The sequence below is a fragment of the Streptomyces sp. CB01373 genome (assembly GCF_002803075.1).
Taxonomy (GTDB): Bacteria; Actinomycetota; Actinomycetes; order Streptomycetales; family Streptomycetaceae; genus Streptomyces.
This window is the reverse complement of sequence record NZ_NNBK01000012.1, coordinates 178,615-202,673: the sequence shown is the minus strand read 5'-3', so window position 1 is coordinate 202,673 and position 24,059 is coordinate 178,615. Positions and strand designations below refer to the sequence as shown.

Below are 24,059 nucleotides of genomic sequence, written 5' to 3'. Positions count from 1 at the left end.
TCCCGCCGATCAGCCGAGGTCACCGGGCGCCCGTCCGTGGGCGCTCCGTGACCGCTTGGTCGGCCGGCAGTGACGCCGGCGGCATCAGCCATCTCCGAAACACCTCTGGAGGTACCCCCATGTCCCGTCGCGACGGTGCCGCCCTCCCGCTCACAGCGGCGCAGCGCGAGCTCTGGCTCGCCGAACAGGCATCGATCGGGGTGATCCCCGCCTACCGGATCGGCGAGTACCTGGAGATCCACGGGCCGGTCGACGGCACTCTCTTCGAGGCCGCCCTGCGCCAGGTCGTCGACGAGGTCGACGCCCTGCATGTACGGTTCGCCGACAGCGCGGGCAGCCCGACGCAGGTCCTGCGCGCGACGACGGACTGGCGGCTGCCCCACGTCGACCTCAGCCATGAGGCCTCCCCCCGCGCGGCGGCGCTCGCCTGGATCGCGGCCGACCGCGCCCGCCCGCTGGACCTCACCCGTGATCCCCTGTTCAGCTACGCCCTGCTCAGGCTCGCGCCCGACCGCTTCCTCTGGTACCAGGGCTACCACCACCTCGTGATGGACGGTTACGGCTACTCGCTCGTCGCGCGGCGCCTCGCCGAGACGTACACACTCCTCGTCGACGGCCGGAGCGCGGCACCCACCGCGTTCGCCTCGCTGGACGACCTGGTGGCGAGCGACACCGCCTACCGCCTGTCCGAGAAGTTCGCCGCGGACCGCGCGTACTGGCTGGGGCGGCTCGCGGACCGCCCGGAGGCCGTGCGGTTGTCGACGCGCGCCGCAGGCGGCTGTTCCGCGGCCGTGCGCAGGACCGAACTGGACACCGCACCGGTCGGGGAGGCGCTCCGCAGTGCGGCCGGCAAGGCCGGCACCCGATGGTCCCGCGTGCTCATCGCCGCGGCCGCCCTCTACACGCACCGGCTCACCGGCGCGCGGGACATCGTCCTCGGGCTCGCCGTCACCGCCCGCCCGCCCGCCGATCCCACGCTTACGGCGACACCGGGAACGGCCTCCAATGTCGTACCGCTGCGCCTCACGGTGCGCCCGGGAATGCGCTGGTCGGAACTGGTGGACCAGACCGCGCAGGAGGTCAGCGCCGCACGGGAGCACCAGCGCTACCGTGCCGAGGACGTGCACCGCGAACTCGCCCTGCCCGGCAGTATCAGCACGGCCTTCTCCCCGGTCGTCAACATCATGTCCTTCCCCTACGACATCACGTTCGCCGGACACCGCGTCACGGCCCACAACGTCGCCGAGGGGACCACCAGCGACCTGGCGCTCTGGGGTGTGGACCGACGGGACGGCTCGGGACCACGGATCAAGCTCCACGCCGCCGCCGACGCCCACGACGAGACCGAGTTCGCCCGCCACGGGGAGCGCCTGGGCAGGCTGCTGGAGCGGATCGCGCAGGGTGACCCCGAGCAGAGCGTCGGCGGGATCGACCTGCTGTCGCGCCGGGAACGTCGCGAGGTCCTGGCCGACCGCGACGGCACGCATGCCGAAGTACCGCGCACCGGTCCGGCCGAGCTCTTCGAGGAGCAGGTGAAGGACTCGCCGGACGCGGTGGCCGTGGTGGCCGCCGACTCCACCTTGACCTACGCCGAACTGGACGCCCGGGCCAACCGGCTCGCGCATCTGCTGATCGCCCGCGGCGCGGCACCCGAGCGGCTGGTGGCGCTGGCCCTGCCGCGCTCCGCGGAGCTGGTGGTGGCGATCCTCGCCGTACTCAAGTCCGGTGCCGCCTGCCTGCCGCTCGACCCCGAGTACCCGGCGGCCCGTATCGCCGCCACGCTCGACGACGCCCGGCCCGCGCTGCTGATCACCGACACCGGCACGGCCGAGAGGCTCACCGACGCATCGCCCGTCGGACGAGTGGTCCTGGACCACCCGGACACCGCCGACATGGTGGACACCTACCCGCACACCCGCCCGGCGATCCCCGTCGATCCGCAGAACCCGGCCTACGTCATCTACACGTCCGGTTCCACCGGCCGGCCCAAGGGGGTTGTGGCCACCTGTGGGGGCCTGGTCAACCTCTTCCACCACCAGAGGTGGACCCTGTTCACCGCCGCGTCCGCGCGGCGGATGCGGGTGGCGCTGACCACGTCGGTGTCGTTCGACGCGGCCTGGGACCAGCTGTCGTGCCTCTTCGCCGGTCATGAGCTGCATGTCGTGGACCAGCGGACATGGACCGACCCCGACGCCTTCGCCGACCACCTCGTCCACCACCGCCTGGACCTGGTCAACGCCACACCGTCGTACTGGCGGATCCTGCTCTCCCACGGCCTGCTCGACGCCGGCCGATGGCGTCCCTCCGTGGTCATCGCCGGCGGTGAGGCCGTACCGGAGCGACTCTGGGACGACCTGGGCTCGGTCGAGGGCGTGGCCGCCTTCAACTTCTACGGCCCGACCGAATGCACGGTCGACGCGGTCACCGCGCGGATCGGCTCCTCCCCCGCCCCCGTCATCGGCCGCCCCATCGGCAACACCCGGGCGTATGTGCTCGACAGCGCGCTCCAGCCCGTTCCGCCCGGCAGCCCGGGCGAGTTGTACATCGCCGGGGCCGGGGTGGCGCGTGGCTATCTCCACCGGCCCGGGCTGACCGCCGAACGGTTCGTCGCCGACCCCTTCGGCCCGGCCGGGGCGCGGATGTACCGCACCGGGGACATCGTGCGCTGGAACCAGGACGGTGACCTCGAGTTCACCGGTCGCGCCGACAACCAGGTCAAGGTCCGGGGCTTCCGCATCGAACCGGGCGAGATCGAGGCCGCGCTCACCGAGCACCCCGATGTGGCGCAGGCGGCCGTCGTGGTCGGGCAGGACCAGTCCGACGAGCCGTCCTTGGCGGCCTATGTCGTGCCCGCCGCCGAAGGTGTCCAGGTGGACCGGGTGCGTACGTTTCTGCGGGAGCGGCTGCCCGAACACATGGTTCCGGCGGCCTTCGCGGTCCTGGACCGGCTCCCGCTGACCGCGGGCGGCAAGCTCGACCGCCGGGCCCTGCCCGCCCCGCACGCCCCGGTGGCCGAACACGGCAGGGAGCCCCGCACACTCCGGGAGCAACTGCTGTGCCGGCTCTTCGCCGAGGTTCTGGGGCTGCCCGCCGTCGGCGTCGACGACAGCTTCTTCGACCTCGGCGGGCACTCCCTGCTCGCCATGCGGCTGACCGCCCGTGTCCGGTCCGTCCTCGATGCCGAGCTCGGCCTCGGTGACCTGTTCGACGCGCCCACCGTCGCACGGTTGGCCGCCGCACTCGACAGTGCGGGGCAGCGGCGGCCCCCGCTGACCGCCGGCAGCCGGCCCGACGTGGTGCCACTGTCGTTCGCGCAGCACCGCTTGTGGTTCCTGCACCGGATGGAGGGTGGCGGCGCCACCTTCAACATCCCACTGGCGTTGCGCATGCAGGGATCCCTGGACCGGGGCGCCCTGGAAGCCGCGCTCGCGGACGTCGTGACCCGCCACGAGACCCTGCGCACGGTCTTCCCGGACACTCACGGCGTCCCCCGCCAGCGCGTCCTGGACCCCGGACAGGTGCCGCTGCGGCTACCGGTCACCGGCACCACCGGGGCCGAGTTGCCGAACCGGCTGGCCGACGCGGCACGGTACGCCTTCGACCTCGCGGCCGAGCCTCCGGTACGGGCGGAGCTCTTCGTACTGGGCACGCGGGAGCACGTGCTGCTCGTCGTGGTCCACCACATCGCCGGCGACGGCTGGTCGATGGGGGCCCTCGCGCGCGACCTGACCACCGCCTACACCGCCCGGCTCCGAGGCGAGGCACCTGACTGGGCACCGCTGCCCGTGAGTTACGCCGACTACTGCCTGTGGCAGCGTGAACTGCTCGGCGACGAGTCGGACCCCGGCAGCCTGAGCGCCCGGCAGCTCGCCCACTGGAAGGAGAACCTCGCCGGCCTGCCGGATCGGACCGAACTGCCCGTCGACCGGCCCGGCCCCGCGACGATGTCGTACCGCGGCGCCCATGTGCCGGTGCACATGGACGCGGAACTCCACGCTGCTTTGCGGGAGTTGGGGCGCACCAGCACGACCAGCACCTTCATGGTGCTCCAGGCGGGTCTGGCCGCCCTGCTCGGCAAGCTCGGCGCCGGTACGGACATCGCCATCGGCACCCCCGTCGCAGGCCGCACCGACGAGGCCGCGGACGACCTGATCGGCCTCTTCGTCAACACCCTGGTGCTGCGTACGGACCTGTCCGGCGACCCGTCCTTCACCGAACTGCTCGCACGGGTCCGTAAGAACGCCCTGGCCGCCTACGCCCACCAGGACCTGCCCTTCGAGCACACGGTGGAGGCGGTCAACCCCGCCCGTTCGTTGGCGCACCATCCACTGTTCCAGATCATGCTGGCGCTGCAGAACACCCCCCAGGACGCCTACGACCTGCCGGGACTGCACGTAGAGAGCGAACTCGTGCACACCGGCACCGCCAAGTACGACCTCACCGTCAACCTGTCCGAGCGGCACACCGCCGACGGCACCGCGGACGGGCTCGCCGGCTTCGTGGAGTACAGCACCGACCTGTTCGACGCGGCCACCGTGGAGGTCGTCGTCGAACGCTGGGTGAGGCTGCTACGGGCCGCGATCGCCGACCCGGACCAGCCCATCGGCCGCATCGACGTGCTGGCGCCGGAGGAACGCCGAAGCCTGCTCGCCGCGCCGGACACCGCACCGGACACCGTCGCGCCGACCACCATCACCGCGCTCTACGAGGAGCAGGCCCGGGCCACCCCGGACGCGGTCGCCATGGTGTCCGGCGAGACCTCGCTCACCTACCGCGAACTGAACGCACGAGCCAACCGTCTCGCCCATCTGCTGATCGCCCGGGGCGCCGGTCCTGAGCAGCTGGTGGCGCTGGCCCTGCCGCGCTCGGCGGAGCTGGTGGTGGCGGTCCTCGCGGTCCTCAAGGCGGGCGCGGCCTACGTCCCGGTGGACCCGGAGTACCCGGCCGCCAGGATCACCTTCATGCTGCGGGACGCACGGCCCGCCCTCCTGCTCACCACCGGCCCCGCCGTCGCCGGGCTGACTGGCTGTGACGAACCGGCCGAGCGGCTCCTGCTCGACGACCCGGCCGTCCTCGCGCGCCTCGACGCGGCCCCGGACACCGATCCCCGAACCGCCGTCGCACCGGACAACCCCGCGTACGTCATCTACACCTCCGGCTCCACCGGCACGCCGAAGGGCGCCGTCATCCCCCACCGGAACGTGGTGCGCCTGTTCGCCGCCACCCGGCACTGGTTCGGTTTCGGCGCCGATGACGTGTGGACGCTCTTTCACTCGTACGCCTTCGACTTCTCGGTGTGGGAACTGTGGGGCCCGCTGCTGCACGGTGGGCGCCTCGTCGTCGTGCAGCACGACGTCAGCCGTTCCCCGGACCGCTTCCTGCGGCTGCTCGCCGACGAAGGCGTCACCGTGCTCAACCAGACGCCATCCGCGTTCTACCAGCTGATGCGGGCCGATCAGGACGACCCGCAGACGGGCAGTGCGCTTGCCCTGCGCACCGTGATCTTCGGCGGCGAGGCGCTCGAGCCGGCCCGGCTCGCCGACTGGTACCGGCGCCACCAGGACGATGCCCCGGTCCTGGTGAACATGTACGGCATCACCGAGACGACCGTGCACGTCACCCACGCCGCCCTCGACCGGCACAGCGCCGTGACCGGGGCCGCGGGCGACATCGGCACCGCCATGCCGGACCTGGGCACCTATGTGCTCGACGCCCGTCTGCAACCGGTGCCGCCCGGTGTGGCGGGTGAACTTTACGTGGCCGGTCCCGGTCTCGCCCGCGGCTACCTGAACCGGCCGGGGCTCACCGCCGGGCGCTTCGTGGCCGACCCGTACGGTCGGCCGGGGGCTCGGATGTACCGCACCGGTGACGTGGTCCGCTGGAGCTCCCGCGGCACGCTGGAGTTCGTCGGGCGCGCCGACGACCAGGTCAAGGTGCGCGGGTTCCGCATCGAACTCGGTGAGATCGAGGCCGCGTTGGCCGATCATCCCGACGTCGCTCAGGTGGCCGTCCTCGCCCGTCAGGACCGCGCCGACGACACCCGTCTCGTCGCCTACCTGGTGCCCGCGTCCGGCGCCGCCCCGCAGTCGGCCGTGTTCCGTGAACACCTGCGGGAGCGGCTGCCGGAGTACATGATCCCCGCTGCCTTCGTGCCGCTGGACGCGCTGCCGCTGACCACCAACGGCAAGCTCGACCGCAGGGCGCTGCCCGAGCCGGAGTCGGGCCCCACGGGCGGCGGCCGGACTCCGCGCACGCCGCAGGAGCAGATCCTGTGCGAGCTGTTCGCCGAGATCCTCGGTGTGGCCGCGGCCGGGGTGGACGACGGCTTCTTCGATCTTGGCGGCCACTCCCTGCTCGCGACCCGCCTGGTGGCCCGGGTCCGCGCCACCCTCGGGGTCGAGCTGGAGCTGCGCACCCTGTTCGAGGCACCGACCCCCGCGGGCATCGCGGCGAGCCTCGCCAAGGCCGGGGAGGCACGGCCGGCGCTGACCCCGCAGGAGCGCCCCGAGCGGATCCCGCTCTCCTTCGCCCAGCGGCGCCTGTGGTTCCTGCACCAACTGGAGGGCGCCACCGGCAACTACAACATCCCCATGGCCTGGCGCCTGACGGGCCCCCTCGACCGGATCGCCCTGGAGGCCGCCCTGGCGGACGTGGTGGCCCGGCACGAGAGCCTGCGCACGGTGTATCCGCAGATCGACGGCGCGCCCCACCAGGAGGTGGTGAGCCCGGCGGACGCCCGTGTGAGGCTGCGTCCGGCCTCCACCACCGAGGAGGAGCTGGATCACGTCCTCGCCGAAGCACTGACCCACTCGTTCGATCTCGCCGCCGAACCACCCCTCCACACCGAGCTCTTCACACTGCGGCCCGACGAGCACGTGCTGCTGCTCGTCATCCACCACATCGCCGGTGACGGCTGGTCCCTCGGCCCCCTGGCGCACGACCTGACCGCCGCGTACGCGGCCCGCTGCCAAGGCCGGCAGCCGCAGTGGGGGCAACTGCCGGTGCAGTACGCCGACTACACCCTTTGGCAGCATCGCCTGCTCGGGGACCACACCGACCCGGACAGCCTCTTCGCCCGCCAGGCCGCCTACTGGACGGAGAACCTGGCCGGGCTGCCCGAACAGATCCAACTCCCCACCGACCGGCCCCGCCCCGCGGTCGCGTCCCACCGCGGCGGCTTCGTGACCGTCGAACTGAGCGCCGAACTCCACCGGAAACTGCGTGAGTTGGCACGCGACCACGACACCAGCCTGTACATGGTGCTGCAGGCCGGGCTCGCGGCGCTGCTGAACCGGCTGGGCGCGGGGACCGACATCCCGGTCGGCAGCCTGATCGCGGGGCGGACCGACCAGGCGCTGGACGAGCTGATCGGGTACTTCGTCAACACCCTGGTGTTCCGCACCGACACCAGCGGCGACCCGAGCTTCGCCCGTCTGCTGGGCCGCGTCCGCGATGTGGCGCTCGGCGCCTACACCCACCAGGACGTGCCGTTCGAGTACCTGGTCGAGGTCCTCAACCCGGCCCGGTCCCTCGCGCACCATCCGCTGTTCCAGGTCATGCTGGTGCTGCAGAACGCCCCCAGGGCCGACCTCGCCCTGGCGGGTCTGGACGTCGGCGGCGTCCGGCTGACGACGACCACCTCCAAGCTCGACCTGGTCTTCTCGATGTCCGAGCGCCACGGTGAGGACGGATCCCCCGAGGGCATCGACGGGTTCATCGAGTACGCCGGAGATCTGTACGACCCGCAGACCGTGCGGTCGATGACCGAGCGGTGGGTACGGCTGCTGGAGGCCGCGACCGAGGACCCCGAGCGGCTGATCAGCGAGTACGACATCCTCAGCGCCGACGAACGCCGGCAGTTGGCGGCCGCCGACGGCACCACCGCGGAGGCGCCCGCGGTCGCGCTGCCGGCCCTGTTCGAGGCCCAGGTCCACGCCCGCCCCCACGCGGTCGCCGTGGCGTGCGGCGACACCACACTGACGTACGCCGAGCTCAACACCCGTGCTAACCGGCTCGCTCATGCGCTGACCGGCCGCGGCGTGGGGCCCGAGGACATCGTGGCGCTCGCGCTGCCACGCTCCGTCGACCTGGTCGTCGGCGTGCTCGCCGCGCTCAAGGCCGGCGCCGCCTACCTGCCACTGGACCCGGACTACCCGGCCGCCCGGCTGGAGTTCATGGTTCGCGACGCCCGGCCCAAGTTGTTGATCACCAGCAGCGCATTCGACGACCGCCCGCTCGGCGCGCAGGAGCCCGACCGCCTGGTGCTGGACTCCCCCGACGCAGCCGACCTGCTGGAGGCCCTGCCGGAAACCGACCCCCGGACCGTCGTCGCCCCGGACAACCCCGCGTACGTGATCTACACCTCGGGCTCGACCGGCCGCCCCAAGGGCGTCGTGGTCGGCCATGCGGGCGTGGTCGCCCTGGTCGCGGCGCAGGTGGAGCGGTTCGCCATCGACACGCGCAGCCGTGTGCTGCAGTTCGCCTCGCCCAGCTTCGACGCGTCGGTGTCGGAGCTCTTCACCTCGCTGCTGACCGGCGCCACGCTGGTGCTGCCGCCCGCCGGGTCGCCGCTTTCGGCCCTGACCGACCCCGCCGCCGGAGTGACACACGTGACGCTGGTGCCGTCGGTGCTGGCGGCCGTGCCGGAGGGCGCGCTGTCGGTGTCGACGCTGATCGTCGGGGGTGAGGCGTGTCCGGCGGAGCTGGTCGGGCGGTGGGCGCCCGGCCGCCGCATGATCAACGTGTACGGACCGACGGAGACCACGGTGGTCTCGACGATGAGCGAGCCGCTGGTCCCCTGCGATCAGGCACCGTCGATCGGCCGTCCCATCGCGAACACCCGGGTGTACGTGCTCGACGAACGCCTGCGACCGGTACCGCCGGGCGTCCCCGGCGAACTGTACGTGGCCGGCGCCGGACTGGCACGCGGCTACCTCAACCGCCCAGGACTCACCGCCGAACGGTTCGTCGCCGACCCGTACGGCCCCGCAGGCAACCGCATGTACCGCACCGGCGACCTCGTACGCCGGCGCACCGACGGCGACCTGGAGTACATCGGCCGCGTCGACCAGCAGGTCAAGGTGCGCGGGTTCCGTATCGAACCCGGCGAGATCGAGGCCGCGCTGGCCGGCCATCCGGAGATCGGCCAGGTCGCCGTCCTCGCCCGCCAGGACCGGGCGGACGACACCCGGCTCGTCGCCTACCTGGTGCCGGCGAAGGACCGCACGCCACGGCCCGAAGAGCTGCGGGCCCATCTGCGGGACCGGCTCCCGGAGTACATGTTCCCGGCCGCGTTCGTGACCCTGGACGCACTGCCGCTGACCGCCAGCGGCAAGCTCGACCGCGCCGCGCTGCCGAAGCCCGAGGTCACCACCACTCCGGGCGGCCGGGCCGCCCGGACGCCGCAGGAGCAGCTCCTCACCGAGTTGTTCGCCGAGGTGCTGGGCGTACCGAAGGTGACGGTCGACGACGACTTCTTCGACCTGGGCGGCCATTCGCTGCTCGCGACGCGCCTGGTCGCCCGGGTGCGCGCGGCACTGGGTGTGGAACTGGAGCTGCGCGCCCTGTTCGAGACCCCGACGGTGGCGGGTCTGTCGGCGGGTCTCGGCGAGGCCGGGCAGGCGCGCCGGGCGCTGGTCCCTCGGCAGCGCCCCGCGCGGATTCCCCTCTCCTCCGCGCAACGGCGTCTGTGGTTCCTGCACCAGCTGGAGGGCGCCGGCCCCGCCCACCACATCCCGCTGGCCTGGCGGCTCACCGGAGACCTCGACAGCGCCGCCCTGCGGGCAGCCCTCACCGACGTCATCGCCCGGCACGAGACGCTGCGGACGGTCTTCCCGGAACACGACGGCGTTCCGTACCAGCAGGTCCTGCACATTTCGAGGGTTCGCCCCGAGCTGCCGGTCGTCGGGGCCACCGAGGCCGAACTGCCGGAGCTGCTCGGACAGGCCGTGCGACGCGGTTTCGATCTCGTCACCGAACCACCGGTGCGCGCCGAGCTGTTCGCGCTCGGTCCGGATGAGCACGTCCTGCTGATCGTGGTCCACCACATCGCCGGTGACGGCTGGTCGCTGGGTCCCCTGGCCACCGACCTGTCCACGGCATACACGGCACGGCTGAACGGCTCGGAGCCGAAGTGGGCCTGCCTGCCGGTGAGTTACGCCGACTACACGCTGTGGCAGGAGGAGCTGCTGGGCGAGCCGCACGACCTCGGCAGCCTGTCCGCCCGCCAGACCGCCTACTGGACGACGACGCTGGCCGGGCTGCCGGAGCAGATCCCGCTGCCCACCGACCGACCCCGCCCCGCCACCACCTCGTACGACGGCCGCCATCTGACCGTGGAGCTCGACGCGGACCTTCACCGGGGGCTCACCGCGCTGGCCCGGGAGCACGGCGTCAGCACGTACATGGTGCTGCAGGCCGGACTCGCCGCGCTCCTGACCCGGATGGGCGCGGGCACCGACATCCCCGTCGGCAGCCTCATCGCCGGCCGCACCGACCAGGCGCTGGACGACCTCGTCGGGTTCTTCGTCAACACCCTCGTCCTGCGCATCGACACCTCGGGCGATCCGACCTTCGCCGAACTGCTGGGCCGGGTGCGGGAACAGGCCCTGGGCGCCTACGCGCACCAGGACCTGCCGTTCGAGCATCTGGTGCAGGCCCTGAACCCGGCCCGCTCGCTCTCCCGCCAGCCGCTGTTCCAGGTGATGCTCGCACTGCAGAACGTGCCGCGCAGCGCCTTCGACCTGCCCGGCGTACACGCCGAGATCCATCTCGTGCACACCCCGACAGCCATGTTCGACCTCGGGTTCCACCTGGTGGAACGCGGCGACACCGGCACGCCCAGGGGGATCCACGGATACGTCGAGTTCGGCACCGATCTCTTCGACCAGGAGACGGTCGAGACGCTGTTCGCCCGCTGGGTGCGGCTGCTGCGCGCGGCGGTCGCCCAGCCCGAGCGGCCGATCAGCTCGTTCGGCATCCTCACGGCCGACGAGCGCGATGCCCTGCTGATCGGACGCAACGCGACCGCTGTCGAGTTCCCCGGCACCAGCCTGCCCGGCCTGTTCGCGGCCCAGGTGCGGGCCACACCCGACGCGCCTGCCGTGATCTGTGGTGACACCACACTCACGTACGCCGAGCTCGACGCCCGCGCCAACCGTCTCGCCCATGCCCTGATCCAGCGGGGAGCCGGCCCGGAGCGGATCGTCGCGCTGCGGCTTCCGCGTTCGGCCGGATTCGCGGTCGCCGTGCTGGCGGTGCTGAAGACCGGTGCCGCCTACCTTCCGATCGACCCGGAGTACCCGGAGTCCCGGGTCGCGTTCATGCTGGACGACGCGCGCCCGGCCCTGGTCCTGGACGACTCGCGGGACGTCGAGGCGGGGCCCGGGCACCCGGACACCGATCCCGCGGTCGCGATCGATCCGCGTCACCCGGCGTACGTCATCTACACCTCCGGCTCAACCGGCCTCCCCAAGGCCGTCGTCATGCCCTCCGGCGCCCTGGTGAACCTCCTCCAGTGGCACCATCGCGCCATCGGCGGTCAACCCGGCACGCGGGTGGCCCAGTTCACCGCGGTCAGCTTCGATGTCTCCGCGCAGGAGATGCTCTCCGCCCTGTTGTTCGGCAAGACCCTGGTGGTTCCCTCCGACGGGCAGCGCCGCAGCGCCGAGCTGCTGGCCCAGTGGCTCGACGAGCACGGGGTGGAGGAGCTCTACGCGCCCAACCTGGTGCTCGAGGCGCTCGCCGAGGCGGCCGCCGAGCAGGGGCGTGACCTGCCGAGCCTGCGGGTGATCGCACAAGCCGGCGAGGCGATGCGGCTGGGCACCCAGGTCCGGGGCCTCGGCACCCACCGCGCCGACCGGGTCCTGCACAACCACTACGGCCCCGCCGAGACCCACGTGGTCACCGCCTACCCGCTCCCCGCCGACCTCTCCGAGTGCCCGCTGCCGGTCCCCATCGGCCGTCCCATCGCCAACTGCCAGGTGTACGTGCTCGACTCCGCGCTGCGGCCGGTGCCGCCCGGTGTCGCGGGTGAGCTGTACTTGGCCGGCGCACAGCTGGCCCGCGGGTACCTGGGCCGGCCGGGCCTGACGGCGAGCCGGTTCGTGGCGAACCCGTACGGTCCGGCCGGCTCGCGGATGTACCGCACCGGTGACCTCGTCCTGTGGCGGGCCGACGGCGAGCTGGAGTTCCTCGGCCGGGTGGACCATCAGGTCAAGGTGCGCGGGTTCCGCGTCGAACCCGGCGAGATCGAGTCGCAGTTGGCCGCCCATCCCTCGGTCGCGCAGGCCGCGGTCGTGGCCCGGGAGGACCGGCTGGTGGCCTACGTGGTAACCAGCGGCGCAGGAGCGGACGGCATCCGCGCATACCTGCGGGAACGGCTTCCGGACTACATGGTGCCGTCGGCGATCGTCACCCTGGACGCCCTTCCGCTGACCCCCAACGGCAAGCTGGACCGCGGCGCACTGCCCGCACCGGGCGGCGACAGCCCGGGCGCTCGGGCACCGCGCACCCCGCAGGAGCAGATCCTCTGCGAGCTCTTCGCCGAAGTACTGGGTGTGCCCCAGGCCGGTGTGGACGACGGCTTCTTCGACCTGGGCGGCCATTCGCTGCTGGCCACCCGGCTGGTCTCGCGGATTCGCGTCACCCTCGGCGCGGAGCTGGAGCTCCGGACGCTCTTCGAAACCCCGACACCGGCCGGACTCGCCGCCGCACTGCACAGCGCCGCCACCGCCCGGACACCCCTGGTGGCACGGCAGCGCCCCGAGCCCACGCCGCTGTCGTTCGCCCAGCGCCGTCTGTGGTTCCTCCACCAGATGGAAGGGCCCAGCGCCACCTACCACATGCCGCTGGCGCTGCGGCTCACCGGCGACCTCGACCGCAGCGCACTGGAGGCCGCACTGACGGACGTGGCGACTCGCCATGAACCCCTGCGCACGGTGTTCCCGCACCGTGACGGCGTGCCGTACCAGCGGACCCTCGACACCGCCGAGGCCGGGATCCCGCTGTCCGTCACCGAAACCACCGAGGCGGAGCTGCCGGAGGTGTTGCGCGCCCGGGCGGCCCGCGGCTTCGACCTGGCCGCCGAACCTCCCGTCAGGGCCGAGCTGTTCGCGCTGGCGCCCGATGAGCACGTCCTGCTGGTCGTTCTGCATCACATCGCCGGTGACGGCTGGTCACTGGGGCCGCTGTCCCGCGACCTGGCGACGGCCTACACCGCCCGGTGCCGGGGTGAGGCGCCCGCATGGCCGCCGTTGCCGGTGAGCTACGCCGACTACACCCTGTGGCAGCACGACATCCTCGGCGACGAGTGCGACACCGACAGCGCCTTCGCCCAGCAAGTCGCCTACTGGAGACGGAAGTTGGCGGAGCTGCCGAACCAGGTCGGGCTCCCCGCCGACCGCCCACGTCCGGCGACCGCCTCCCACCGGGGTGACCTGGTGGCCCTCGAACTGGACGCCGAGCTCCACGCCGGCCTGGGCGACCTGGCCCGGCGCTGTGGGGCAAGTCTGTTCATGGTGCTGCAGGCCGGACTCGCCGCCCTGTACACCCGGCTCGGCGCCGGCACCGACATCGCAGTCGGCAGCCCCGTCGCGGGACGCACCGACGAGGCCCTGGACGACCTGGTCGGGTTCTTCGTCAACACCCTCGTGATGCGCACCGACACCTCGGGCAACCCCACCTTCACCGAACTGCTGGGCCGGGTACGGGAGTCCGCGCTGGAGGCTTTCGCCCACCAGGACGTGCCCTTCGAGCACCTGGTGGAGGTGGTCAACCCCGCCCGGTCGCTCTCCCACCACCCGCTCTTCCAGACCATGCTGGGCGTGCAGAACGCGCCCATGGGCGACTTCACCCTGCCCGGCCTCACGGTGTCCGGGGTACCCGTGCCCACCAGCACCTCCCGGGTCGACCTCACCCTCAGCCTCGCCGAACGCCGAGGCCCGGACGGGGCGCCGGGCGGGCTGGACGCGCTCCTGGAGTACGCCACCGACCTGTTCGACCGTGCGACGGTGGAGACGCTGTTCGCTCGTTGGGCGCGGCTGCTGGAGGCCGTGGTCGCCGACCCTGACCGGCCGATCGGCGCGATCGACGTGCTGGCCCCCGAGGAACGGCAGCGCATCCTCGTCGACGACAACAACACCGCGGTCCCCGTCAGCGGGAACCCACTGCCGGCGACCTTCGAGGCACAGGTCCGGGCCACACCGGACGCGGTGGCCCTGACTGCAGGTGAAACAACTCTCACGTACGGCGAGTTGAACGCCCGGGCGAACCGGTTCGCACACGAGCTGATCGGGCGGGGTGTGGGTCCGGAGCAGGTCGTGGCCCTGGTGCTGCCACGCTCGGTGGAACTGGTGGTGGCGACGCTCGGCGTGATGAAGGCCGGAGCCGCGTACCTGCCGGTCGATCCGGAGTATCCACGCTCCCGGGTCGACTTCATGCTGGAGGATGCGCAACCCGCGCTGGTCGTGGACGACGCCACCCTGATCGCCGGTGCTTCCGGCTTCCCTGACACGGATCCCGTCGTCGCACTGGACCCACGCCATCCCGCGTACGTGATCTACACCTCCGGCTCGACCGGCCGCCCCAAGGGCGTCGTGGTCAGCCACGCGGGGGTCACCAGCCTCGTCGCGGCGCAGGTGGAACGTCTCGGGCTCGACGTGGAAAGCCGGGTGCTCCAGGTCTCCTCGCCCAGTTTCGACGCCTCTTTCTGGGATCTGTGCGGTGCCCTGCTGACCGGCGCGGCCCTCGTACTGGCACCTTCCGAGGAACCCCTGAAGGCGCTCGCGGACCGGGACCTCGGCGTCACCCACGTCACTCTGCCGCCCTCGGCCCTGTCCGCGTTCGGCGCGGCCGACCTGACGCCGTCGACTCTGGTCGTCGCGGGTGAGGCGTGCTCTCCTGAGCTGGTGGCGCGGTGGGCGCCCGGCCGACGCATGATCAACGCGTACGGACCGACCGAAACCACCGTATGCGCCACGATGAGCCAACCGCTGACCCCCTGCGATCAGGCACCCTCGATCGGCCGCCCCATCGCCAACACCCGGGTCTACGTACTGGACGAACACCTGCGACCGGTACCGCCGGGCGTCCCCGGCGAACTGTACGTGGCCGGCGCCGGACTGGCCCGCGGCTACCTCAACCGCCCAGCACTCACCGCCGAACGATTCCTCGCCGACCCGTACGGCCCCACAGGCAACCGCATGTACCGCACCGGCGACCTCGTACGCCGACGCACCGACGGCAACCTCGAATACATCACCCGCGCCGACCAGCAGGTCAAGGTCCGCGGCTTCCGCATCGAACCCGGAGAGATCGAAGCCGTACTCACCACCCACCCCGACGTCGCCCAGGCAGCCGTGATCGCCCGCCAGGACCGGCTGGTGGCCTACGCGGTGTCGACGACCGAGGAACCCGAGCGGTTGCGTGCCTACCTGCGCGAACGGCTCCCGGACTACATGGTGCCGTCGGCGGTCGTCACGCTCGGCGCCCTGCCGCTGACGCCCAACGGCAAGCTCGACCACGCCGCCCTCCCCGAGCCGGAGTTCGGCGGGGCCGGATCCGGGCGGGCGCCTCGCACACCCCGGGAGCAGATTCTGTGCGAACTCTTCGCCGAGGTGCTGGGGGTGTCCGACGTCGGTGTGGACGACGGCTTCTTCGACCTGGGCGGCCACTCCTTGCTGGCCACCCGGCTGGCCGCCCGCGTTCGCACGGTCCTCGGTGCCGAACTCGGCCTGCGCGTCCTGTTCGAGGCGCCGACCGTGGCGGGGCTCGCCGCGGCGCTCGACGGCGCCGGGCAGGCACGTCCCGCGCTGACCGCCGCCGAGCGCCCCGAGCGGATCCCGCTCTCCTTCGCGCAGCGCCGCCTGTGGTTCCTGGACCGCATGGAGGGCACGAGCGCCACGTACAACATCCCGCTCGCGTTGCGGCTCACGGGAGACCTCGACCAGCAGGCGCTGCGCGACGCGCTGGCCGATGTGGTGGCCCGTCACGAGAGCCTGCGGACGGTCTTCGCCGAGAGCGACGGGGTGCCGTACCAGCGGGTGCTGGACGTCGACGAGGCCCGGCCGCGGGTACGACTGACCGTGACCAGTCGCGGTGCCCTGTCCGAGCAACTCGCGGATGCCGCCCGGCACCCGTTCGACCTGGCAAGCGAACCTCCCCTGCACGCCGAGCTGTTCGAACTGACGCCGGACGAGCACGTGCTGCTCCTCGTGATCCACCACATCGCCGGTGACGGATGGTCGACCGGTCCGCTCTCCCGGGACCTCGCGACGGCCTACACGGCCCGCCGCGAGGGCGGCAAGCCGGACTGGTCACCGCTGCCGGCGCAGTACGCGGACTACACCTTGTGGCAGCGGGACCTGCTCGGTGACCCCGGCGACGAGAAGAGCGTCTTCGCCCGCCAGCTGTCGTACTGGACCGGGCAACTGGCCGGTCTGCCCGAGCAGATCGCGCTGACCTCGGACCGGCCGCGCCCCGCGGTCGCCTCGTATCGGGGCGGACTTCTCCTGGTCGAGATGGGTCCCGCCCTGCACGCCGGGCTGGCCGACCTGGCCCGCCGTTCCGGCGCCAGCATGTTCATGGTCCTCCAGGCCGCGCTGGCGGCGCTGCTCGGCCGGCTCGGCGCGGGCACCGACATCGCAGTCGGCAGTCCCATCGCGGGGCGCACCGACGAGGCCCTGGACGACCTGGTCGGGTTCTTCGTCAACACCCTCGTGATGCGCACCGATCTGTCCGGTGACCCTTCGTTCACGGAACTGCTGGGCCGGGTACGGGAGTCCGCGCTGGAGGCGTTCGCCCACCAGGACGTGCCCTTCGAGCACCTGGTGGAGGTGGTCAACCCCACGCGGTCGCTCTCCCACCACCCGCTCTTCCAGGTCATGTTCGCCCTGCAGAACGCGCCGATGGGTGACTTCGACCTGCCGGATCTGCGGGTCTCACACGTGGCGGCGCCCACCGGCACCGCCAAGTTCGACCTTGGCATCAGTCTCTTCGAACGCTCCGGCGACGGCGGCGCCCCCACCGGTATCTCCGGGGCGGTCGAATACGCCACCGACCTGTTCGACCGTGCGACGGTGGAGACACTGTTCGCTCGTTGGACGCGGCTGCTGGAGGCCGTGGTCGCCGCCCCGGACCGGCCGATCGGCGCGATCGACGTGCTGTCCCCCGAGGAACGGCAGCGCATCCTCGTCGACGACAACGACACCGCGGTCCCCGTCCCCGGGAACCCACTGCCGGCGGCCTTCGAGGCACAGGTCCGGGCGACACCCGACGCGGTGGCCCTGGCGGCCGGTGAAACAACGCTCACCTACACCGAGTTGAACGCCCGGGCAAACCGGTTCGCACACGAGCTGATCGGGCGGGGTGTGGGTCCGGAGCAGGTCGTGGCCCTGGTGCTGCCACGCTCGGTGGAACTGGTGGTGGCGACGCTCGGCGTGATGAAGGCGGGAGCCGCGTATCTGCCGGTCGATCCCGGGTATCCGCAGTCACGGATCGCGCTGATGCTGGACGACGCCAAGCCTGTGCTGGTCGTGGACGACCCCACCATGGTCACCGCCGACGGCAGGCCCGACACCGACCCGGCCGTGAGGCTTGACCCGCGCCATCCCGCGTACGTGATCTACACCTCCGGTTCGACCGGCCGCCCCAAGGGCGTCGTGGTCAGCCACGCGGGTGTCACCAGCCTCGTCGCGGCGCAGGTGGAGCGGTTCGCCATCGACACGCGCAGCCGCGTGCTGCAGTTCGCCTCGCCCAGCTTCGACGCGTCGGTGTCGGAGGTCTTCACCTCGCTGCTCACCGGCGCCACGCTGGTGCTGCCGCCCGCCGGATCGCCACTGTCGGCCCTGACCGACCCCGCCGCCGGAGTGACACATGTGACGCTGGTGCCCTCGGTACTCGCCGCCGTGCCGGACGGCGCGCTGTCGGTGTCGACGCTGGTCGTGGCCGGCGAGGCGTGCTCTCCTGAGCTGGTGGCGCGGTGGGCGCCCGGCCGACGCATGATCAACGCGTACGGACCGACCGAAACCACCGTATGCGCCACGATGAGCCAACCGCTGACCCCCTGCGATCAGGCACCCTCGATCGGCCGCCCCATCGCCAACACCCGGGTCTACGTACTGGACGAACACCTGCGACCGGTACCGCCGGGCGTCCCCGGCGAACTGTACGTGGCCGGCGCCGGACTGGCCCGCGGCTACCTCAACCGCCCAGCACTCACCGCCGAACGATTCCTCGCCGACCCGTACGGCCCCACAGGCAACCGCATGTACCGCACCGGCGACCTCGTACGCCGACGCACCGACGGCAACCTCGAATACATCACCCGCGCCGACCAGCAGGTCAAGGTCCGCGGCTTCCGCATCGAACCCGGAGAGATCGAAGCCGTACTCACCACCCACCCCGACGTCGCTCAAGCAGCCGTGATCGCCCGCCAGGACCGCGCCGAGGACAAGCAGCTCGTCGCCTACGTGGTGGCCCGCCACGGCGCACAGCCCGTCCGCGACCACGGCGTCGAACAGGACCATGTGGGTGAGTGGCGGGAGATCTACGACGCACTGCCCGTCACCGCGGGCGAAGTCTCGTTCGGGCAGAACTTCACCGGCTGGAACAGCAGTTACGACGCCGAGCCGATCCCCGTCGAGCAGATGCGGGAGTGGCGTGACGCGACCGTGGAGCGCATCCGGGCCCTGCGTCCCCGCCGGGTGCTGGAGGTCGGTGCCGGGACCGGTCTGCTGCTCTCACAACTTGCCCCGGAATGTGAGACGTACTGGGCCACGGACTTCTCCGCCACGGCCGTCGACGCACTCACGCACCACGTGAAGCGCTCACCCGGCCTGGCGGAACGGGTCGTGCTGCGGACGCAGCCCGCGCACGACACCGAAGGGCTGCCGGCCGGCACCTTCGACACGATCGTGGTCAACTCCGTCGTCCAGTACTTCCCGACCGCCGCGTATCTGGCCGAGGTCGTCGACCGGCTGATGGGACTTCTGGCTCCCGGCGGAACCCTGTTCGTCGGAGACGTCCGCAATCTACGGCTGCTGCGGTCGCTGACCACCGCCGTGCAGCTGCACAAGGCGGACCCGGACACGGATCTCGCCGCGGTGCGCGGCGCGGTGGAGCGGGGAGTGCGGGTCGAGAAGGAACTCCTGGTCGATCCGGACTACTTCACCGCCCTGCACGACCGCGTCGACGGCCTGGGCGCCGTCACCGTCCAGCTCAAACGCGGCCACCACCACAACGAGCTGACCCGGTACCGCTACGACGTCACCCTGCACAAGCAGCCGGTCGCCCCGCTCCCGCTCGAAGTGCGGACCGAGGTGGCATGGGACGGCCTGGACACCCTGCGCGGACTCCTCGCCGAGCAGGACCCGGCCGTGCTGCGGGTCACCGATGTGCCGAACGGCCGCGTCGCCCGGGAGGCCGCCATCGCGCGAGCCGTGCGGACCGGCGACACCCCGCTGCCCGAGCTGCTGGCACGCCTCCACGCGGTGGACGGCGACGACGGCCCGGACCCGGAGGAGTTCCACGCGCTCGGCGCCGAGTACGGCCGCTGGGTCGGCGTGACCTGGTCCGGCACGGCGGACGACGCGATGGACGTGGTCTTCGCCGACCTGTCGCGGCTGCCGTCGGGCGTACCGGACGGGCTGTACCGGCCCGCCCGGCGTGGTACGCAGTCGACGTCGCTGACCAACGATCCGGCCGGGGTCCGCGCCACCGGCGCCCTCATGGCCGAGGTGCGGGACTGGGTGCGGGACCGGCTGCCCGACCACCTCGTACCCTCCGCGTTCGTCGCGCTGGGCGCGCTGCCTCTGACCGCGGGCGGAAAGCTGGACCGCGCCGCCCTGCCCGCGCCGGACCTCGGCTCCACGGCTTCCAGCAGGGCCCCCCGCACCCCGCAGGAGCAGCTCCTCGCTGAGCTCTTCGCGAACGTCCTCGGTCTGCCACGGGTCGGGGTGGACGACAACTTCTTCGACCTGGGCGGACACTCCCTTCTGGCCACCCGCCTGGTCTCCCGTGTGCGGGCTGTCCTCGGCGTCGAACTCGACGTACGGGTCCTGTTCGAAACGCCGAGCGTGGCCGGTCTCGCGCAGCGGCTGGACGATGCCGGACGGGCGGCCAGGCCCATGCTGACCCCCCGCCCGCGCCCCGTTCGGGTGCCGCTGTCCCACGCGCAGCGCCGCCTGTGGTTCCTGCACGAGATGGACGGGCCGAGCGGCACGTACAACATGCCGCTCGCGCTGCGGCTGACCGGCACGCTCGACCGGTGGGCGCTGCGGGAGTCGCTGGCGGACGTGGTGGCCCGGCACGAGAGTTTGCGTACCGTCTTCCGCGCCGAGGGCGGGGTCCCCTACCAACACGTACTCACCCCGTCGGAGGCCCGTCCGGGCCTGCCCGTGACCGACACCGACGAGGCCGGGCTGCTCGAACGGCTGGCGCAGGCGGCCGGGCGAGGGTTCGGTCTCGACGCCGAACCACCGCTCCGGGCGGAGCTGTTCGCGCTGGCGCCCGAAGAGCACGTTCTCCTGGTCGTGGTGCATCACATCGCGAGCGACGGCTGGTCCATGGGCCCGCTCTCACGGGACCTGGCCACGGCCTACGCGGCACGGTGCCGGGGCGAGGAGCCTGCATGGCCGCCGCTGCCCGTGCAGTACGCCGACTACACGGTGTGGCAGCGTGAACTGCTCGGTGAGGCATCCGACGCCGACAGTCGCTTCGCCACGCAACTCGGCTACTGGACCGAGGCGTTGGCGGGCCTGCCCGAGCAGATCACGCTGCCGGCCGACCGGCCGCGCCCCGCGAACGCCTCGCACCGCGGCGGTCAGCTGGCGGTGCGGATGGACGCCGAACTCCACCAGGGGCTGCGGGAGCTGGCCACGGCGCACGGCGCGAGCGTGTTCATGGTGCTGCAGGCGTCCCTGGCCACACTGCTCAGCAGGCTCGGCGCGGGGAACGACGTCCCGTTGGGGAGCCCGATCGCGGGCCGCACCGACCCGGCCCTCGACGACCTCGTCGGCTTCTTCGTCAACACCCTCGTGCTGCGTACCGACACCTCCGGCGATCCGGCCTTCAGCGAACTCCTCGGCCGCGTCCGGCAGACCGCTCTGGCGGCCTACGCCCACCAGGACGTCCCGTTCGAGTATCTGGTCGAGGTCCTCAACCCGGCCCGTTCCCTCGCCCACCACCCGCTGTTCCAGGTCATGCTGGCACTGCAGAACGCCCCCGCGGCCGACTTCGCCCTGCCTGGTCTGAACGTCGGACACGTGGCGGCGCCGACCGGTACGGCCCGGGTGGACCTCACGTTCAGCCTGGCCGAACAGCACGATGGTGACGGCAGCCCCGCGGGGATTCTGGGAGCGGTGGAGTACGCCACCGACCTGTTCGACCCGGAGACCGTCGAGGCGCTCTTCGGCCGCTGGACCCGGTTGCTGCGGGCCGTCGTCGCCGACCCGCGGCAGCCGATCAGCCGGATCGACACGGTGTCCGACGAAGAACGCGTGCAGTTGCTCGCCGAGGGCACCGGTGTGGAGCTGCCCGAGGCCGGGCTGCCCGAGCTGTTCGCCTCCAGGGTACGCGCGACCCCGGACGCGGTGGCGGTCGTCTGCGGGTCCACCACGCTCACGTACGCGGAACTCGACGCGCGGGCCAACCGCCTGGCCCATGCCCTGATGGGGCAGGGAGTGCGGCGGGAGACGGCGGTGGCGGTACGGCTTGAGCGCTCCCCGGAACTGGTCGTGGCGCTTCTGGCGATCGTCAAGGCCGGCGGCGTCTACGTACCGCTCGACCCCCGATTCCCGTCCTCGCGCGTCGACCTCATCGTGCGGGAGACCGGTGCCGCGCTGGTACTCACCGAGGAGGTACTCACCGCGCTCAACCAGGCCGAGGCACGGACCACCGATCCTCAAGTCCACTGCGAACCAAAGCAGTTGGCCTATGTGATGTACACCTCCGGCTCGACCGGACAGCCCAAGGGCATCGGCGTCACCCATCACGACGTCGCGGGTCTGGCCCTCGCCCCCTGCTGGAGCGGCGGCGCCCACGAGCGGGTGCTGCTGCTCTCCCCGACGGCCTTCGACGCCTCCACCTACGAGTTCTGGGTCCCCCTGCTCGGCGGTGGCCGGATCGTCGTGGCGCCGCCCGGGCAGCTGGACACCCAGGCGCTGCGGCAGGTGGTCGCGGACAACGAGGTGACCGGTCTCTGGCTGACGGCAGGCTTCTTCCGTCTCGTGGCGGAAGAACAGCCGGACGCCTTCGCCGGTGTCCGCGAGGTGTGGACCGGCGGTGACGTGGTGTCGGCCACGGCGGTCGCGAGGGTGATGGAGGCCTGTCCCGGCATCCGCGTGGTCAATGGCTACGGTCCGACCGAGACCACCACCTTCGCCGCCCACCACCGCATGACCGCGCCACCGGACACCACGCGGGGCGTGCCGATCGGGCAGCCGATGGCGAACATGCGCCTTCATGTGCTCGACACGGGACTGCGCCTGGTCCCGCCGGGTGTCGTCGGCGAGCTGTACATCGCCGGGACCGGCCTCGCCCGCGGCTACACGAGCCGCCCGGGCATGACCGCCGAGCGCTTCGTGGCCGACCCGTTCGGCCCGGCGGGCAGCCGCATGTACCGCACCGGGGACCTGGTCCGGCGGTCGGCCGACGGCACGCTGGAGTTCACGGGGCGCGCCGACGACCAGGTCAAACTGCGCGGCTTCCGGATCGAGCCCGGCGAGATCGAGGCAGTGCTCGCCGGTTGTCCCGGGATCGCGCAGACCGCCGTCGTCGTCCGCGAGGACCGGCCCGGAGACAAGCGGCTCGTCGCCTACCTGGTACCCGCGCCCGGCTCGGCGCCCGATCCGGCGGACCTGTCGGAACGGTTGCGGCGCGCCCTGCCCGAGTACATGGTCCCGTCCGCGTTCGTTCCCCTCGGTTCGCTGCCGCTGACCCGGAACGGCAAGCTCGACCGCGCCGCGCTGCCCGCCCCCGAGTACGGCGCGTCCGGGCCGGGACGCGGCCCGCGCAACCCCCGGGAGCAGCTGCTGTGCGGCCTGTTCGCCGAGGTGCTGGGCCACGAACGGGTCGGCATCGACGAGAGCTTCTTCGACCTGGGCGGGCACTCGCTGCTCGCCGCCCGCCTGGTCTCCCGGATCCGGGAGACCATGGGGATCGGGCTGGGGCTGCGCGCCCTGTTCGAGGCGCCCACGGTCGCCGGCCTCTCGGAACGCCTGGCGACGGGCGGCCCGGAGGACGCCTTCGACGTGGTCCTGCCACTGCGCACCACCGGGGACCGCACACCTCTGTTCTGCATCCACCCGGGCGGCGGCATCAGCTGGTGCTACAGCGGCCTGCTCACCCACCTCGGGCCCGAGCACCCGGTCTACGCCATCCAGGCCCGCAGCCTCGGCCGGCCCGAACCGCGGCCCACCTCCTACCAGGAGATGGCGGCCGACTACGCCGACCAGATCCGCCGGATCCAGCCGGAGGGCCCCTACATGCTGCTCGGCTGGTCCGCGGGCGGCCTCATCGCCCACGCGATCGCCGCGGAGCTGCAAGGCCGGGGCGAGCGCACCGCGCTGCTGGCGATCCTCGACGCCTACCCGGTCAAGGACGTCACCTTCGACGAGGCACCCGTGCCCAGCGAACGGGACGTGCTGGTCGGCATGGCCGACTGCGACCCGGACGAGCTGGGTGACGCGCCGCTGACCCATCAGGACGTCATGGAGATTCTCCGGCGCCGCGGCAGCGCACTGGCCAACCTGGAAGAACACCACATCGAAGCCGTCGTCGCCATCATGATCAACAACGCGACGCTGGCACTCGCGCACGAGCCGGACGTCTTCGACGGCGACCTGCTGCTGTTCAACTCCACCATCGACCGGGAGAACGACTCGGCGAACGCCGGCATCTGGCAGCCCTACGTCACAGGGCGCATCGATTCCCACGACATCACCACCCGCCACGACCGCATGACACAACCCGGGTCCCTGGCCCAGATCGGCCCGATTCTCGCGGCGAAGATCGCGGACATCACCGGGACCGCACCGAACCCGACGACCTGTCAGGAGCAGTGA

1 protein-coding gene is annotated in these 24,059 nt (G+C 72.1%); it reads left to right on the top strand.

Annotation, left to right across the window (positions count from 1 at the left end):
* Positions 1 to 119: 119 nt before the first annotated feature.
* Positions 120 to 24,059: a non-ribosomal peptide synthetase gene (locus tag CG719_RS20455; RefSeq protein ID WP_100570125.1), complete on the top strand. Its 23,940-nt coding sequence runs from the start codon at positions 120 to 122 to the stop codon at positions 24,057 to 24,059.

What these genes read in the sequence shown, in the direction of transcription:
- CG719_RS20455 (WP_100570125.1), top strand. Translation starts at nt 120, where the DNA reads ATGTCCCGTCGCGACGGTGCCGCCCTCCCGCTCACAGCGGCGCAGCGC.